General features: G+C 61.1%; 13 protein-coding genes, 1 tRNA gene and 4 pseudogenes. 9 read left to right on the top strand and 9 right to left on the bottom strand.

Annotated elements, in window-relative coordinates; genetic code table 11:
- Positions 1 to 382 precede the first annotated feature (382 nt).
- Positions 383 to 880 (bottom strand): annotated as a pseudogene (locus ACMGE0_RS32225) (transposase domain-containing protein); the annotation flags it as partial.
- A gap of 43 nt (positions 881 to 923) precedes the next feature.
- Here ACMGE0_RS32225 and ACMGE0_RS32220 point away from each other — a divergent pair.
- Positions 924 to 1085: pseudogene (locus ACMGE0_RS32220) on the top strand (integrase); the annotation flags it as partial.
- Here the strand turns inward: ACMGE0_RS32220 and ACMGE0_RS32215 are convergent.
- A pseudogene (locus tag ACMGE0_RS32215) lies at positions 1066 to 1194 on the bottom strand (transposase); the annotation flags it as partial. The pseudogenes ACMGE0_RS32220 and ACMGE0_RS32215 overlap by 20 nt on opposite strands.
- A 172-nt stretch (positions 1195 to 1366) precedes the next feature.
- Here ACMGE0_RS32215 and ACMGE0_RS32210 point away from each other — a divergent pair.
- Together ACMGE0_RS32210 and ACMGE0_RS32205 are read left to right on the top strand one after the other, a co-directional pair.
- Entirely contained in the window at positions 1367 to 2230 is an 864-nt protein-coding gene (locus ACMGE0_RS32210) for a phosphotransferase family protein (protein ID WP_436819943.1), read from the top strand.
- A gap of 306 nt (positions 2231 to 2536) precedes the next feature.
- A pseudogene (locus ACMGE0_RS32205) lies at positions 2537 to 2974 on the top strand (IS110 family RNA-guided transposase); the annotation flags it as partial.
- Positions 2975 to 3821: 847 nt separating this feature from the next.
- Here the strand turns inward: ACMGE0_RS32205 and ACMGE0_RS32200 are convergent.
- Positions 3822 to 3906, bottom strand: a tRNA-Leu gene (locus ACMGE0_RS32200).
- A gap of 103 nt (positions 3907 to 4009) precedes the next feature.
- Entirely contained in the window at positions 4010 to 4309 is a 300-nt protein-coding gene (locus ACMGE0_RS32195; protein ID WP_436819942.1) for an Rdx family protein, read from the bottom strand.
- Positions 4310 to 4462: 153 nt separating this feature from the next.
- Here ACMGE0_RS32195 and ACMGE0_RS32190 point away from each other — a divergent pair, with 153 nt between their 5' ends.
- Positions 4463 to 4912 carry a DoxX family protein gene (locus tag ACMGE0_RS32190; protein WP_436819941.1) on the top strand — a complete coding sequence of 150 codons (450 nt, stop codon included), beginning with the start codon at positions 4463 to 4465 and terminating at the stop codon, positions 4910 to 4912.
- A 31-nt stretch (positions 4913 to 4943) separates the two neighbouring features.
- Here ACMGE0_RS32190 and ACMGE0_RS32185 read toward each other — a convergent pair whose 3' ends face one another.
- A complete protein-coding gene (locus ACMGE0_RS32185; protein ID WP_436819940.1) occupies positions 4944 to 5813 on the bottom strand; it encodes an NAD(P)-dependent oxidoreductase in 870 nt (289 codons plus the stop codon).
- A 139-nt stretch (positions 5814 to 5952) separates the two neighbouring features.
- On the opposite strand from ACMGE0_RS32185, the gene ACMGE0_RS32180 reads away from it, so the two are divergent.
- The 3 genes from ACMGE0_RS32180 (at position 5953) to ACMGE0_RS32170 (ending at position 8240) form a co-directional block, all read left to right on the top strand.
- Complete coding sequence (locus tag ACMGE0_RS32180; RefSeq protein ID WP_436819939.1) at positions 5953 to 6438, top strand: GFA family protein; 486 nt, start codon at positions 5953 to 5955, stop codon at positions 6436 to 6438.
- A gap of 64 nt (positions 6439 to 6502) precedes the next feature.
- Entirely contained in the window at positions 6503 to 7060 is a 558-nt protein-coding gene (locus ACMGE0_RS32175; protein ID WP_436819938.1) for a sugar O-acetyltransferase, read from the top strand.
- A 130-nt stretch (positions 7061 to 7190) separates the two neighbouring features.
- The gene (locus ACMGE0_RS32170; RefSeq protein WP_436819937.1) at positions 7191 to 8240 is read left to right on the top strand and encodes a glycoside hydrolase family 25 protein; all 1050 of its coding nucleotides are present in this window, start codon (positions 7191 to 7193) and stop codon (positions 8238 to 8240) included.
- A 57-nt stretch (positions 8241 to 8297) separates the two neighbouring features.
- Here the strand turns inward: ACMGE0_RS32170 and ACMGE0_RS32165 are convergent, their stop codons facing one another.
- Entirely contained in the window at positions 8298 to 9656 is a 1359-nt protein-coding gene (locus tag ACMGE0_RS32165) for an aminotransferase-like domain-containing protein (protein ID WP_436819946.1), read from the bottom strand.
- Positions 9657 to 9808: 152 nt separating this feature from the next.
- Between ACMGE0_RS32165 and ACMGE0_RS32160 the strand changes: the two genes are divergently transcribed.
- Positions 9809 to 10672, top strand: a complete 864-nt coding sequence (locus tag ACMGE0_RS32160) for a DMT family transporter (RefSeq protein ID WP_436819936.1) — start codon at positions 9809 to 9811, stop codon at positions 10670 to 10672.
- Positions 10673 to 10760: 88 nt separating this feature from the next.
- The gene (locus ACMGE0_RS32155; RefSeq protein WP_436819935.1) at positions 10761 to 11078 is read left to right on the top strand and encodes a hypothetical protein; all 318 of its coding nucleotides are present in this window, start codon (positions 10761 to 10763) and stop codon (positions 11076 to 11078) included.
- 50 nt (positions 11079 to 11128) lie between these two features.
- Here the strand turns inward: ACMGE0_RS32155 and ACMGE0_RS32150 are convergent, their stop codons facing one another.
- The 3 genes from ACMGE0_RS32150 to gmd form a co-directional block, all read right to left on the bottom strand.
- On the bottom strand, positions 11129 to 11821 hold the full coding sequence (locus tag ACMGE0_RS32150; RefSeq protein ID WP_436819945.1) for a DUF2161 domain-containing phosphodiesterase: 693 nt from the start codon (positions 11819 to 11821) through the stop codon (positions 11129 to 11131).
- Positions 11822 to 12201: 380 nt separating this feature from the next.
- Positions 12202 to 13167, bottom strand: a complete 966-nt coding sequence (gene fcl, locus ACMGE0_RS32145) for a GDP-L-fucose synthase (protein ID WP_436819934.1) — start codon at positions 13165 to 13167, stop codon at positions 12202 to 12204.
- Positions 13160 to 14257: a GDP-mannose 4,6-dehydratase gene (gmd, locus tag ACMGE0_RS32140; RefSeq protein WP_436819933.1), complete on the bottom strand. Its 1098-nt coding sequence runs from the start codon at positions 14255 to 14257 to the stop codon at positions 13160 to 13162. The genes fcl and gmd overlap by 8 nt, the downstream gene beginning before the upstream one ends.
- Positions 14258 to 14775 lie beyond the last annotated feature (518 nt).

The raw sequence follows: 14775 nt of genomic DNA, 5'->3' as shown, positions 1-14775 counted from the left end.
TTCCTTTATGCCGCATCCATCATGACCCTCGTCAGACGGATCGCACGCCGCTCATGAATTCTCGGACGGACTCTGAGTGGGCGCATGATCGAACTGATCTGGATAGGGAAAACCATCACATTACTCGGAGTTTAAAGCTCGTTTAGGAGATTTAGACCCAATCCGCAGATCACCATACCGGCCAGCGGCCTTTTGAAATGTCGCAAATAAAAGGCCCGACAGAAGACCGCACTCGATCACACGTCAAAAAGGCCAGAAGCTACTTGCGCAACGGACGGCAACCACGGAAGTAATGTGCCCATTATGACCAATCACATACCTGATATAGAAGTCCTGTCCGATCGCCGCGGTCTTCCGGGGCGCGCCCGGAAGACCCTGTTTAGGCGGCATAACCGTCGACTTGCTGGATGCCTCGATAGCCGTTGAGATGCAGGGCGACGCATTCGCCGGCTCGACTATCCTCGAAGCGGTAGGCCACCATCGGCGAACCACTGCCGCCGAATGTTCGATCATCCCTAGCGCGAAGCCCTCGCGTGGCCGCGGCGGACCGTTTGCCATCCGGGCGTTCGCCGCCCTTGTTGACCTGCGCCCTGATCGCGGCGATGCCGATCTCGATCTCCTCGAAGACAAAGGCCTGCTGCTCATCGCCGGTGGTTCGGGAGCCGAGCTTTTCCGACCGCTGGCCGAAACGGGCGCGATCGAAGGCTTTCAGGATCTGCGTCAACCGCTCGATACGCTCATCAGCATCGGTGTTTCGCGCCTTGAGATCAGCGACCTCGCTCTCCAAGGCGTCGCCCCGCGCCGCCTTTTCGGCCATGGCAAACACGAGGGCTTTCAGCGGTTCAACGTTGTCTGGGAGTTTGAGATCGGGCGGCGTCATCGGTTCGACCAGAGCACATTTTGCTCCGGTTTTCTTGCCCTTTCAGGGGCTGCTGAACAAATATGTCGCCAAAGCCCGCCATCACTGCGTCTCTCTTCGCTCAAAGCGGGTGTCGCCTCATGTCTTGCGGCACTCCGCTGCTATGGAGTTGCTGCAGGCGGGCGTCGACTGCTCGGTCATTGCCCTACCCACTTGGGCAGGACATTCTCATGAACATCCAGATCGCGAACTGCCTGCGCAACACCGACCCCACGCTCTCGCACCAACTTCACCGCCTCAAGCTTGTACTCGCGGCTGAACTTCCTTCGCTGCACTCCTGCGCCCCAGTTTCATTCGAAATACCTTAACTCGGTGTCCACGAAACTGGCAGCAGATCATACCTTGCTTGAGCTTCAATGGGTGGAGTTTGTCATAAAATTGCAATAAAGTGCTATCGTGGGATACCAAAATATGATGTGATCACCCTCTAGTCGATCTGGAGGGAAAATGACTGAGGGCGCGGAGGTTTTCGAGAAACATGTCCGTAACGATGGGCTGTTTCGCCAGCCGCGTGAGGTTCTAATTCATCGTCTGGCGATGGCGGCGCAATTTCCCGGTGAGAGATTTACGCCGGACCTTCTGGAATATCGTACCGGTATCTTCAACACGGTCTTGTACATTGAAAAGCTCAATGGCGTACTCTTTGAGAGGGTGGAGGACCTAGGAGATGTTGGGCCGATCGTTGCCCGTGTTGAAAAGCTGACTCACCAGTTGATTGGCGGCCGGAAGATTCCGATTGCTCCAGAGTTAGATTTCTATCAATCAGGGGGATGCTTCGGGCGTCGATATAACCTGAAGTCGATTGCCGACAACTACCGGCGGACAAGCCAAAAACTCGTTCGAGAAGTCGAACACGTTTTTTGTGCCTGCGCGTCGGCACTCGATGCCAATGAGAAGCTGTTGGCTGAAGCGGATCCCGTTATCTGTCACCTTGATCAGCATCCTAAGAATTTCGTTCTGGCGGATGGGCGGATGTTTCTTATTGATTGGGGAGAGGGATACGTCGGCCGGCCAGGTTTTGATGCTGGTTTCTTTGTGATGATTTTGCTCAGGAGCTATGGCCTGCCTAAATTCAAGGAGGAAGCAACCCGCTTTCTTCAGTCCTATATTCTGGAGACAATACCTCAACCAACGCGCTATCTCGTTCCGGCTATGAACAGGGTATTCCTGCCACAGAGCCTTTGGTTCCTTCTCAGACCCGATATTGTCAGCCGCTACGAAGGCCGTGGCGAGAGCGATGCTTGGCGGGAAAAAATTCTATGTCTCGAAGAATTCGCAATTGGCCGCGCCTGGCAAAATATAGGTTTGTGAAATCTGATCCTGTGGCCCACACGCTATTAATCAGGATGTTGAAAAAAGCTTAGCCTGAGCGTTCCTCTCGTGATTCATTGGCCCTGTCGAGGTCGGGAATTGATGAAAATTGCGGTGGTGACGGGAGATCGGGTATCTCTTCAGCTATGTTGATCTTGAGGATCGTGTTCGCAGATGAACTGCGCCCATTTTCGACCGGACACTCAGCATAAGCAGGAATGACCTGATGTGGTGGACGGCCTCCGCTCCCGGCATCGCAATGTGCCAAAGTGTGGCTGTCGAAAGTCACATAAGGGAGAGCCGTCCATGGAGAAGAGTATCACAATTGGTCTGGATATCGCCAAGCATGTATTTCAAGTTCACGGGGTCAACGATGCTGGCGCGACGGTGAGCCGCCGCAAGCTGCGCCGCGATGATGTTGTTGATTCTTCAAGGCATTGCCGCCGGGCCTGATCGGAATCGAGGCGTGTGCGAGTGGGCACCACTGGGCTCGGGTTCTTATGGCCCTGGGTCACGAGGTTCGTCTGATGCCGGCGTCTTACGTCAAGCCATACGAAAAAGAATGACCCGACGGATGCCGAGGCAATTTGCGAGGCGGTGCGGCCGACGATGCGCTTCGTTCCAGAGAAGAGCGGGGAGCAACAGGGTGTGCCGATGCTGCATCGGGTCCGCGAGCTTTTGATCCGGCAGCGGACAATGCTGGTGAACGCGTTGCGCGGCCCCCTGGCGGAGTTCGGCATTGTAACGCGATAGGGCATTGCCGGCGTCGGAATGCTGATCGCGTTGGAAGCGGGCTGGCGGCGCTTCCCAGATTCATCAGTGATGATCAGTACCTTGTTGCCGATCGCACCAGCCGATCTTCCATCGTATGCCGGAGCGAGTGGTTCACGATTTTCGGATCATCCGTCACCTTACGGACGTGCTTCATTAGGATAGTGGAGGCGGCGTCGGCGCCTCTGACTTTGCCATAGCGAGGAAACAGGAAGCGGTTGCCTTTGGCATCTCTAACAGCCTCCCTCGCGGCTTCCAAAGCTTCACACGCGACGAACGGAGCTTGCATCAGCCCGCGTTGGTGCAGGACGAGAGAGGCGACCGCCGCTCGACAATATACCCCGCGCCCTACCTTCGCCGGCATTGCCACCGACGGGATCGCCGTTCTGAGGATCGACAGGAAGTCGGGAGAGGTAATGCTCGCGAAGAATGTCAGCGGCGTCAGGGTGATCCCCCGCGACCTCTTGACCACCTACAAGACGGGATGCTTGCCCCATTGCTCAGCGAGATGTTGCGCCCCACGGTGAACCTCCAGCGGACTATCCGGTTTCGGCGGTTCAACAGTAAGGCGTGAAGCGTCAATCACGAGCCTATCGAACTCTGCGTCAATGGCGGGGATAAGCCTCCCCAAGGAAGCGCTTAAATTCACCTTGATCTAGGAGATTGCGGACTGCCGTTGGTATCCGCCTACGATATTGCCAAGTTTCGGCCTAGTCTGCCGAGCGTACTTCAATACAAGCCCCATTGTGGACCTCCGGTGGACCGAAGGGACCCGCTAAGTCCTGAAATAATTGAGAAAATTGAATTTCTCTAAATGGAATGGTGCCCAGAAGAGGACTCGAACCTCCACGCCTCGCGGCACAGGTACCTGAAACCTGCGCGTCTACCAATTCCGCCATCTGGGCGACGGAGAGCCATGTACGGGTGCTGCCCCTCCCTGTCAACTGGCTTTTTGAAGTTTCCATGTCAGTCGCGGAAAAACTTCCCCCGGGGACCTCGGTACCGATTTCACGCCTCGCCGCCTTCCTTCGCTGCCCGGTCCACATGGCCAAGGTCGCGCTTCGGATCGATGACATCGCGCACCCGCTGCTTCAGCTCCTTCGGGCCGGGAAAACCGCCGTCGCGCTTGCGCTCCCAGATGAGATCGCCGTTCAAGCGAATCTCGAAATTCCCGCCCGTGCCGGGAACCAGCGCCACCTCGCCAAGCGAATCGCTGAAGGTCTGCAAAAGTTCCTGGGCCATCCAGCCGGCGCGGAGCAGCCAATTGCACTGGGTGCAATAGAGAATGGTAATGCGCGGTTTTTCCATCGGATTTCGCCTTTCTGCCGCCTCACGCCGGCCTCACGATATTGTCAACTGAAATACTTATGTTTTTGAACGGAAGTGCCTCGACAGAGACCAACTGAGGAGCAATTTGGGCTCTCGCCAAGACAATCGCGCCATCAACACAAAGGTCCTCCCATGGCTCTTCAGTCCACCACCCGCTCCCGGCTCATCGTTCCGGCACTCGCTCCTGTCTATACCTCGGCGCATGAGATCGTCGAGACGATCCTGCGCGTTGCAGCAGGCGCGCTTCTCGTCACCCACGGTTTCGGCAAGATCATCGACCCCTTCGGCGCGGTCGGCATGGTCGAGGGGCTTGGCTTCTACCCGGGCGTCTTCTGGTCGCCGCTGCTTGCCGCGACAGAATTCTTCGGCGGCATCCTTGTGACGATCGGCCTCTTCACCCGCCCCGCCTCCTTTGCCGCAATGATCGTGCTGCTGGTCACCGTTTATTTCCACGGCATCGTTCAGGACCAGGGCCTTGCCGGCGCTGAAAAATCCATCCTTTGGGCGGCGATCTTCCTGTTCTTCGCCTTCCGCGGCGGCAACAGCCATTCGGTCGATGCCCGCCTCGGCCGTACGTTCTGATCTTATTGCAGGGGCGGGGAGCTGCTGGCCCTCAGCTCTTGCCTTCAAGCGCCAGCCGCACCACCGTGGCAAGATCGGCCCCGGCATATCCCATTGCTGCCGCCTCCTCAAAACTTGCACGCGCGGCCTCGATGGCCGGCGTGGCGACGCCGAGGCGGTCGGCAAGATCGAGGACCACCCCCATATCCTTGAGGACGCCGGAAACCGGAAAACCGACCGCATCGGTCTCGCCCAGAATCACCGGCAGCCGTGATTTCATCGCCGGGCTTGCGGCCGGGCTGCCGGCAAGAATCTCGATCATCTTGTCGGGCGCAAGCCCCGCCTTGCCGCCGAGCTGGATGGCCTCCTTCATGGTCTGCCAAAGCCCCATCAGCATCATGTTGTTGACGAGCTTGGCCGAGGCGCCATCACCCAGCTTTCCGGCATGATGAATGCGGTTCGAAAGCCTCTCCGCGACGGGAAGGAACCGCTGGAAATTCTTTTCCGCTCCGCCGATGTAAAGCCCGACGGTGCCGGCAAGCAGCATTTCCGGCCCGCCCGAAATCGGCGCGTCGAGCAGTGCCGCTCCCCTCGCCTCCATCGCGGCTTCATGAGCGCGCAGCGTTTGCGGACTTACCGTGCTCGTGTCGACGATCAATTTGCCGGCCGGAGCGGCAACCACAAGCTCGTCAAGCACGGCGTGAACGGCCGCATCGTCGAGTAGCGTGAGAATGACGATATCCGACGCGGCCACCAGGGATGGCAGGTCGCTCGCCACCGCGATCCCCAGTTCTTCCGCTCGTTTGGCAGCGAGCCCGCTGCGGGTCCATCCCGTCACCGAGAAGCCCTGTTTGGCAAGGCGCTCCGCCATGGCGCTGCCCATGCGACCAAGCCCCGCGATGCCGATTCGCTCTCTCGTCATCCTCATATTCCCGCTCATTTCCACTTTCATCCGAGTTAAAGCAGAACAGGCCGTTTCCGTCTTCCCCATTTTGCTAGGCGGGATGACGACCGCCCGTTTCGTGATAAGTTCATCGCCTTTCCGAGAGGGAGGAGACGAGATGGGCGAGATATTCGAAGGCGGCTGTTTCTGCGGCAGAATCCGCTACCGCATGCATGGACGGCCGATGTTCATCCATTGCTGTCACTGCGCGGATTGTCAGCGCCAGACGTGCGGCGCCTTCGCCATCAACGCGCTGATCGAGGCCGACCGGGTGGAGCTTGCCGAAGGCGAGCCGGTGGCGGTGACGATGAAGACGGATAGCGGGCACCCGCACGATATCTATCGCTGCCCCGAATGCCAGACGGCGCTCTGGAGCGATTACGGCCGGCGCAAATGGATGCTGTTCATCCGCGTCTCCACGCTCGACAGGCGGGCCGAATTTGCGCCCGACGCGCATATCTTCACCCGCTCGAAAGTGCCGTGGGTCAGGCTGCCGGAAGGTGCCAACGTTTTTGAGGAATATTACAGCACCAAAGCGCTCTGGCCGGCCGAGAGCCTCGCCCGGCGCGAGGCTGCGCGGGTGAAGGCCGGCGCGGAGCGGTGAAAAGACAAAGAGACGACGTGCCGCATCGTCAATCGACGGGGGCCGAAACGGATAAAAGGCGGATATGGCGAGCGAACGGGAAAAGATGATGGCCGGGGAGTGGTATCGCTGCCTCGATCCGGAGCTCGATGCGATGCGCGAGCGGGCGCGGAGCGCCGTTCATGCGCACAATACCCTGCCGCCCCATGAGCGAGGATCGATAGCGCCCGCCTTGCGTGTTCTTCTTGGTTCCGCACCCGCGAGCGCCTTTCTGGAAGCACCCTTTCACTGCGCCTATGGCTTCAATATCCTTCTCGGCGAAGGCGTCTATCTGAATGCAGGCTGCACGATCCTCGACACGGCGCCCGTCAGGATCGGTGCCCGTTCCATGCTTGGACCATCGGTACAGATCTACTGCGCCGACCATCACCGCGATCCGGTTCTGCGCTCACAAGGTCTCGAAATCGCCCGCCCCGTCACCATTGGCACCGACGTCTGGATCGGCGGCGGCGCGATCCTGATCGGCGGGGTGACGATCGGCGACGGCGCGATCGTGGGGGCAGGTGCGGTCGTCACCCGAAACGTGCCTCCACGGGCAACGGTGGCCGGCAATCCGGCGCGATCAATCGCCCCATGTGGCTGATTTTGAGCCATCTCACGGAAGCAAAGATCGGATTCAGCATTTCTTGGTAATTTTCCGTTAGCAATTCCCATCAGGGTTTATCGACGGCATGGGGCTGCCGTCCTTGGTTGTTTTGCGTACGGGTAAAAAAATGCGTCTATCGGCTGCGCCAGCTCTCTTGTTCGCCTGCCTCGCTTTGGCGGGCTGCGCCTCTAGCTCCGGCCCGGAAAATATCGTCGCGGGGGTCGCCTCGCAGGAAACGACGGGTTCGGTCGCGCGGCCGGTGGCGCCGGTGCCCTCGGTCGGCATCGGCAAGACCTCGCGGCTCAGCACGTCCGCGGGGCCACAGGCCGAAACGCTCGCTTGGGCCGGATCTGTGCCCGAGCCGCAGGCCTTCGTGCAGGAGACGACTGTCGGCATGCCGGTCCCGTCGGAAAGGCCGCTCGCCATGCTGGCCCCCGACAAGCCGGCCGTTCATGCCGCGCCGCAGGGGCGCATGCAGATCTACAGCCGCCGTTTCCGCGACGCCAAGCCCATCAACTTCGGCAGGATCTCGCCGAAGAGCTATCCTGTCCATGGGGTTGACGTTTCCCGCTGGCAGGGCGACATCGACTGGGAAAAGCTTCGCAGCCAGGGCGCCAACTTCGCCTATATCAAGGCGACCGACGGCGGCGACCATATCGATCCGATGTTCAAGACCAATTGGCGGCGTGCCAAGGAGGCGGGCCTGAAGCGCGGCGCCTATCACTTCTTCTATTGGTGCCGCACGGCAGGCGAGCAGGCCGACTGGTTCATCCGCAATGTGCCGCGCGATCCCGACGCCCTGCCGCCGGTCATCGACGTGGAATGGAACCACCAGTCGAGCTGCAGACAGCGCATTTCGCGCAAGCGCGTGCTTGAGAAGATGCAGGTCTTCATGGACAAGCTCGAGCGACATTACGGTCAGCGCCCGATCATCTATACCGCCCCTGATTTTTACCAGGACAATCTCACCGGCGAATTCCGCGACTACCCGTTCTGGCTGCGCGCGGTCGCCCAGCATCCTTCCAAGGTCTATCCGGGCCGCAAGTGGGTCTTCTGGCAATATTCCGGCTCCGGCCTGTCGCAGGGCGTCGACGGCAAGATCGACCTCAATGTCTTCCATGGAAGCGAAGAGCAGTGGCACAACTGGATCGGGCGGACGACCCTGGCGCAGAACTAAGCGCGCGGGCGGCGACCCAAGTCCGACAGTCCAAAGTTGACAGGTGTCAGCGACCGGCTAGCGCCTGGCAGAGCACCCGAGCGCCTTTTCAAGGCTCCGGAAGAGACGCGGATCCTCGCATTGCGCGACGTTGAAGCGCAGGAAGCTGCCGGCCAGCTGCGACAGGCTGAAGACGTTGCCGGGCGCCAACACGATATCGTCGGCAAGACAGGCGCGCGCCACATCCGCCGCCTCGATACCGTCCGGCAGCCTGCACCACAGGAACATGCCTGCCTGCGGCTTCAGCCAGGGTGTGATGCCGATCGATGCAAGCCGCACCGTCGTCGCCTCCATGGCCTTGGAAAGACGGAGGCGCCGCGCGTCGAGATGCTTTCGATAACTGCCATCGGTCAGCAGCGTGAGAACGAGCTCGGAGGCCAGCCGCCCGGCCGCGAAATTCGTGGCGATCTTCAGGCCCACCAGTCCCTCGATCCATTCGGGCTTGGCCGCGATGAAGCCGCAGCGCACCGAGGCCGACAGCGTTTTGGAAAAGCTGCCGATATGCACGACCCGGTCGAGCCCGTCGAAAGCTGCAAGCCGCGGTGCTGCCTCATGCTCCAGGTCGGCGAAGATGTCGTCCTCGACGATCGTCAGCCCTGCCCTGTCGGCGAGCTTCAGCAGCCGGTGCGCCACGACCGGCGACAAGGTGGCGCCGGTCGGATTGTGGATCGCCGAATTGGTGATGTAGAGCCGTGGCTTGTGCTCGTCCATCGCCTGACCGAAAGCCCCGATATCCGGTCCGGCGGGCGTCATCGGCACGCCGACGACCTTCGCCCGGTGCGCCCGCAGGAGGGCGTGGAAATTGAAGTAACAGGGATCGTCGACCAACACCGCATCGCCCGGTTCGATCAGGAAGCGGCAGATGAGGTCGATCGCCTGGGTGCCCGATTCCGTCAGCATGATCTGATCAGGTGCCGCCGATATGCCGTGCCCGCCCATCCGGCGCGCAAGCAGCTGCCGCAACTGCGCCGATCCGAGCGGCGTGCCGTAGTCAGTAAGCACGTGGTCGTCGCTGTGCGAAAGGTTGCGCAGGGCGCGGCGGATGGCCGTTTCCGGCATCCACGACGGCGGCAACCAGCCGCAGCCGGGTTTCAGAAGGTCGCTGTCTTCCAGTGCCTGGCGCGACACCCAGAGCGGGTCGATCGCCCGATCGAGCTTCGGCCCGATCTCGGCCAGAGCCAGCGGCGCAAGCGGGCTCGACACGTAGAAGCCGGAACCCGGCCGCGACCGGATCAGACCTTCCGCCGCGAGCCGTTCATAGGCTTCCACCACCGTCGAGGTCGAGACATGCATCGTTTTGGCGAAGGCGCGTACCGAAGGAAGCCGCGCTCCCGGCACCAGTCCGCGTCCGGCAATGCGGCTGCGGATCTCCGCCATGACGGCGGCGATCCGCCCGCTACCCTTCCGATCCGCCGGTGCGTCCACCGTACCGCCTCCGTAATCATAACAGTTTCGCCAGATTGTATCGCACCGTGTCTGGCGGCGCCACGCCATTCCGGCCGATAGCGGAGGAAAATGCGAGGACATTCATGAACAGGACTGCAAACGGCTGGATCAATGGTATGCTGGGCGTGCTGATCTTCAGCGGATCGCTCCCGGCCACCCGCATCGCGGTCGCGGATTTCGAACCGCTCTTCCTTACCACGGCGCGGGCGACGATCGCGGGGCTGCTTGCGGTCTGCCTGCTGATCGCCTTCCAGGAAAAGCGTCCCGCCCGTTCCGACCTCCTGCCGCTTTCCACCGTGTCGCTTGGCGTCGTCATCGGCTTTCCGCTCCTGACCGCGCTGGCGCTGAAACATATCACCGCGGCGCATTCGATCGTCTTCATCGGCCTGCTGCCGCTTTCGACCGCGATCTTCGGCGTGCTGCGGGGCGGCGAACGGCCAAGGCCGGTCTTCTGGCTCTTCTCCTGCCTCGGCAGCGCCATCGTCGCCGGCTTCGCGCTTTTCCAGGAGGAGGCGTCCTCGTCGATCGGCGACCTGCTGATGCTTGCGGCGATCGTCGCCTGCGGGCTCGGTTATGCGGAAGGCGCGCGCCTGTCGCGCCGGCTCGGCGGCTGGCAGGTGATCTCCTGGGCGCTGGTCCTGTCGCTGCCGGTGATGCTTGCTCTCTCCGTCATGGTCATGCCGGCGGCTTTGCCGGATGCCGCAAGCACATCCTGGCTCGGACTTGCCTATGTCTCGCTCTTCAGCATGCTGATCGGCTTCGTCTTCTGGTATCGCGGTCTGGCGCTCGGCGGCATCGCCGGCGTGGGCCAATTGCAATTGCTCCAGCCCTTCTTCGGCCTCCTCCTGGCCGCCGCCCTGCTCGGCGAAACCGTGAACCTCGCGATGTTCGCAGCCACGCTCGCGGTCGTCTTCTGCGTCGCAGGCGCAAAGAGATTTGCCCGCTAGGCCGGGCGGCCTTGCGGGCGCCGATCACGAAATCGGGAACAAATCCGCCGCGCGGGCATTGTTCCGCGGTAGGAAGGAGGAAGCAATCATGACTTTCGATCCCAACGACAGGCAGAATGAGTTTCGCAATCCGGAAGTTAACAACACCACGAGCGTCCGCAGTGGCTCAAGCTGGGTTGCCTGGGTCGCCGTGCTCGCTGTCATCCTAATCGGTGCATTCGTATGGTCGCAGATGGGCGGTTCGCCGACCACCGATCAGCAGACGACCTCGTCGACCAATCCGCCGGTGACCGACAATTCGTCGCCGGCTCCGGCGCCTGCCCCACCGGCAACTCCGCCGGCAGCTAGCCCCGCTCCGGCAACTCCGCCGGCAGGTGGCGCTGGCGGCACCGGCTCGCAGCCGTAATCGCGGGCAAGGAAAACAAAGCCGGCCGCCCTTGAGGCGGCCGGTTTTTTCTATCCGCCCGAAGCCGGCTCGACAGACCCTTCGTGGGCGGCGCTCGTCTGCGGCCAGCGTTCCAGCGCCTGACGGCCAAGATCGGTCAGCCTATAGACGCCCTTCTCCACCCGTTCGAACCAGCCGTAGTAATTGGCAAGCAGGATCGGGCCGGCATTCGGCGCCGCGGCCTTCACGTCGCGCGGCCTCAGAGGCCCGTCGGCCAGCGCGGCGGCGCAGGCGAGCGCCTGCTGCCGGTAGGCCGTCATGACCGGGATCTTCGTGCTGCCGCCGACAGCCGGGTCGCCGCGGCGCCTGCGATGTTCCTTGACGAGTCGCGTGCGGCGTTTGGGGTTGGTGCGCGGCATCGGGGCAACGGAACTGACGATGACGCTCACCTCGCCCGCATCCGACACGCCGAGCATGCCGATGCCGAGCCGGCGGCACAGATCGCGATAGCGCCGGTCGCCCTCACGGCCCCTGCCCTTTGCCGAGGTCCGCGCCGCAATCCACACCTCGTCGGACGCATTCGCCCGGTCGACCGCCTGCAGGACGAGTTCGAGATTGAAGCTGAGCTTCAGTTCGCAGACCACCACGACGGGCGGATCGGTTTTGCTCAAACCGACGAGGTCGCAGCCGCCCACCTCGCCCTTCACCTCATAGCCGAAGCTTTCGAGAAAGGTTTTGACGGGCTGGTAGAGCGAGGTTTCCATGGAATCCGGCAGGTCGGGAATCAGTCTTAAGGTAACGTCTGTAAAGTTCACAAAAGCTTTGCGTCGCTAGACCAGACCGTGATCTAACTCCGTCTCGCCTCGCCGAAACGCCGCGGTCGTCAGTTTCAGTGGCGGGCCGGAACCGGGCTGGGCGGTCGCGCAGCGAACGTGCTCGCCCCCTCGGCACATTGTACGAACTTCACGTCAGCAATGTGCGTCGGAGCCGCTTCTGAAAATTCGGGCGGCATCGGCACATTGCAAGATCATGTCGTGCGAGCGACACGAACTCAACATGCAGCGCCACGATCTTCGTGTCGAGCATTTTCCGCTCGCCGCGCATTCAACAACGAGCTGGTGCACTCTGCGCGCTTGATGTTATCTCAGCCGTGCTGATATCTGGCAGAATGCTCGCCCTGAAGAAAGGATCTATAGGTTTCCGTTATCCCCTCGTTGAGTCCAATCCTTGGAGACCAGCCGAGACCATGAAGCTTATCCGCGCTCATCAGCTTGCGCGGGGTGCCGTCGGGTTTCGTCAAGTCATGGGCAATCCTGCCCTTGAAGCCGACGACCCTGGAGACGAGCTCGGCCAGTTCCAGGATGGTGATGTCCTCTCCGGAGCCCACATTGACATGCGTATCCGCCGAATAGGTCTTCATCAGATGGACGCAGGCATCGGCGCAATCGTCCACATGCAGGAATTCGCGGCGCGGCTTGCCGGTGCCCCAGATGGTGATCTCCGGCAAGCGATTGGTCTTCGCCTCATGCGCCTTGCGGATGAGTGCCGGCATGACATGGCTCGACTTCAAATCGAAATTGTCGCCGGGGCCATAAAGGTTCGTCGGCATGGCCGAGATGAAATCGTCGCCATGCTGCCTGCGATAGGCCTGGCAGAGCTTGATGCCGGCGATCTTGGCGATCGCATACCATTCGTTGGTCGGCTCCAGGGAACCGGTCAGCAGCGCCTCCTCGGCGATCGGCTGATCGGCAAATTTCGGATAGATGCAGGAGGAGCCGAGGAACATCAGCTTCTCCACGCCCACGCTGTGAGCCGCATGGATGACGTTCGCCTCGAGGATCAAGTTGTCGTAGAGGAAGTCGGCCGGATAGCTGTCGTTGGCGAGGATGCCGCCAACCTTCGCAGCGGCAAGGAAGACCGCGTCGGGGCGGTTCCTCTTCATCCACGCCTCCACCTCTCCCTGCCGGGTGAGATCGACCTCCGCCCGCGTGGCCGTCAAGATCCGGCAGCGCTCGGACGCCAGCCGGCGGACGATCGCGGAGCCCACCATGCCGCGATGCCCCGCGACATAGACCTTCTTGCCCGCAAGACTGTAGAGCACTTCAGGCATGCGCCAGTCCCTTGTTGGCGCCGGCGGCCGGCACGTTGCGCGCCATGACCTTCAGGTCCTCGCGAACCATTTCGGCGACAAGCTGGTCGAGATTCGTCTCGTGTCTCCAGCCAAGCTTCTGATGCGCCTTGGCCGGATTGCCGATCAGGAGATCCACCTCGGTGGGGCGGAAATAGCGCGGATCGATTTCGACCACGCATTGGCCGGATGTCGCGTCATAGCCTTTCTCATCCACACCCTCGCCGCGCCACTCGATCGGCATGCCGACCTTGGCGAAGGCCTTTTCTACGAAGGAGCGGACCGTGTGGGTCTCGCCGGTCGCCAGCACGTAGTCGTCCGGCTCGTCCTGCTGCAGCATCAGCCACATGCCGCGCACATATTCGCGCGCGTGGCCCCAGTCGCGCTTGGCGTCGAGATTGCCGAGGTAAAGACGCTCCTGCAGTCCGAGATGGATGGCGGCTGCCGCACGGGTGATCTTGCGGGTGACGAAGGTCTCGCCGCGGATCGGACTTTCGTGATTGAACAGGATGCCGTTGGAGGCGTGCATACCGTAGGCCTCGCGATAGTTCACGACGATCCAATAGGCATAGAGCTTGGCGGCAGCGTAAGGGCTGCGAGGATAGAACGGCGTCGTTTCGCTCTGCGGCACTTCCTGCACCTTGCCGTAAAGCTCCGAGGTCGAGGCCTGGTAGAACCGGGTCTTCTTCGTCAGTCCCAGAAGACGGATCGCCTCCAGAAGACGCAGCGTGCCGGTGCCATCCGCATTGGCGGTATATTCCGGCGTCTCGAAGGAGACCTGGACGTGGCTCTGGGCGGCCAGATTATAGATTTCGTCCGGCTGGGTTTCCTGTACGACGCGGATCAGGTTGGTGGAATCCGTCATGTCGCCGAAATGCAGAATGAAACGCGGATCCTCCACATGCGGATCTTCGTAAAGATGCTCGATGCGGTTGGTATTGAAACTTGAAGAACGCCGCTTGATACCATGAACGGTATAGCCCTTCTCCAGCAACAGTTCCGCCAGATAGGCACCGTCCTGGCCGGTCACGCCGGTAACCAGCGCAACCTTGCCCGTGTTCTTCTCGCTCATGCTCAAACCTCTTATCCCCTTCCGAAGAAGATCATATTTCGACGATTCGACAGAAAATAATGCCCAAAGCTGCCGCGGACCTTGCCTCATGACGCTCATGTCGAGATGGCGCACGTCATTTTCACACACATGCGCATCACGGTGCAACCATTGAGCCGAGCGTCGTCGAAAGCAGTTGGGCTGGAAATTCTCCGAGGGGGAATGTCGCTGGGGCCCCGCCACGAAGAAGTGCGGGTTTTTTAGGGCGCGAGGTTCAGACACCGTACCTATCCTCTCAACTGCCGTCGGAACAAATGGGAGATTGTGACCCGGCAGAAACTTCGAGAATTTTGGTCGTGGAACTGGGGCGACAACGCGCCCGGGGCGTGGCAACCTCATAGCGCATCGGCAGGCAGGGCGGCCAATTGGCTTCGATCCCTTCTCGGTCGGAGCCTGCCGAGCTTAGCGCGGCAAAATCAACTCTGTCGCCGCTTCCAGACTCAGCCGGTCGCGGCACTTCAATCGCCGCTCCGTTCTGG

The sequence above is a fragment of the Neorhizobium descurainiae genome (assembly GCF_051400715.1).
Lineage (GTDB): Bacteria > Pseudomonadota > Alphaproteobacteria > Rhizobiales > Rhizobiaceae > Neorhizobium.
The sequence above is the reverse complement of the archived record's forward strand: the minus strand, read 5'-3'. Positions and strand labels throughout refer to the sequence as shown.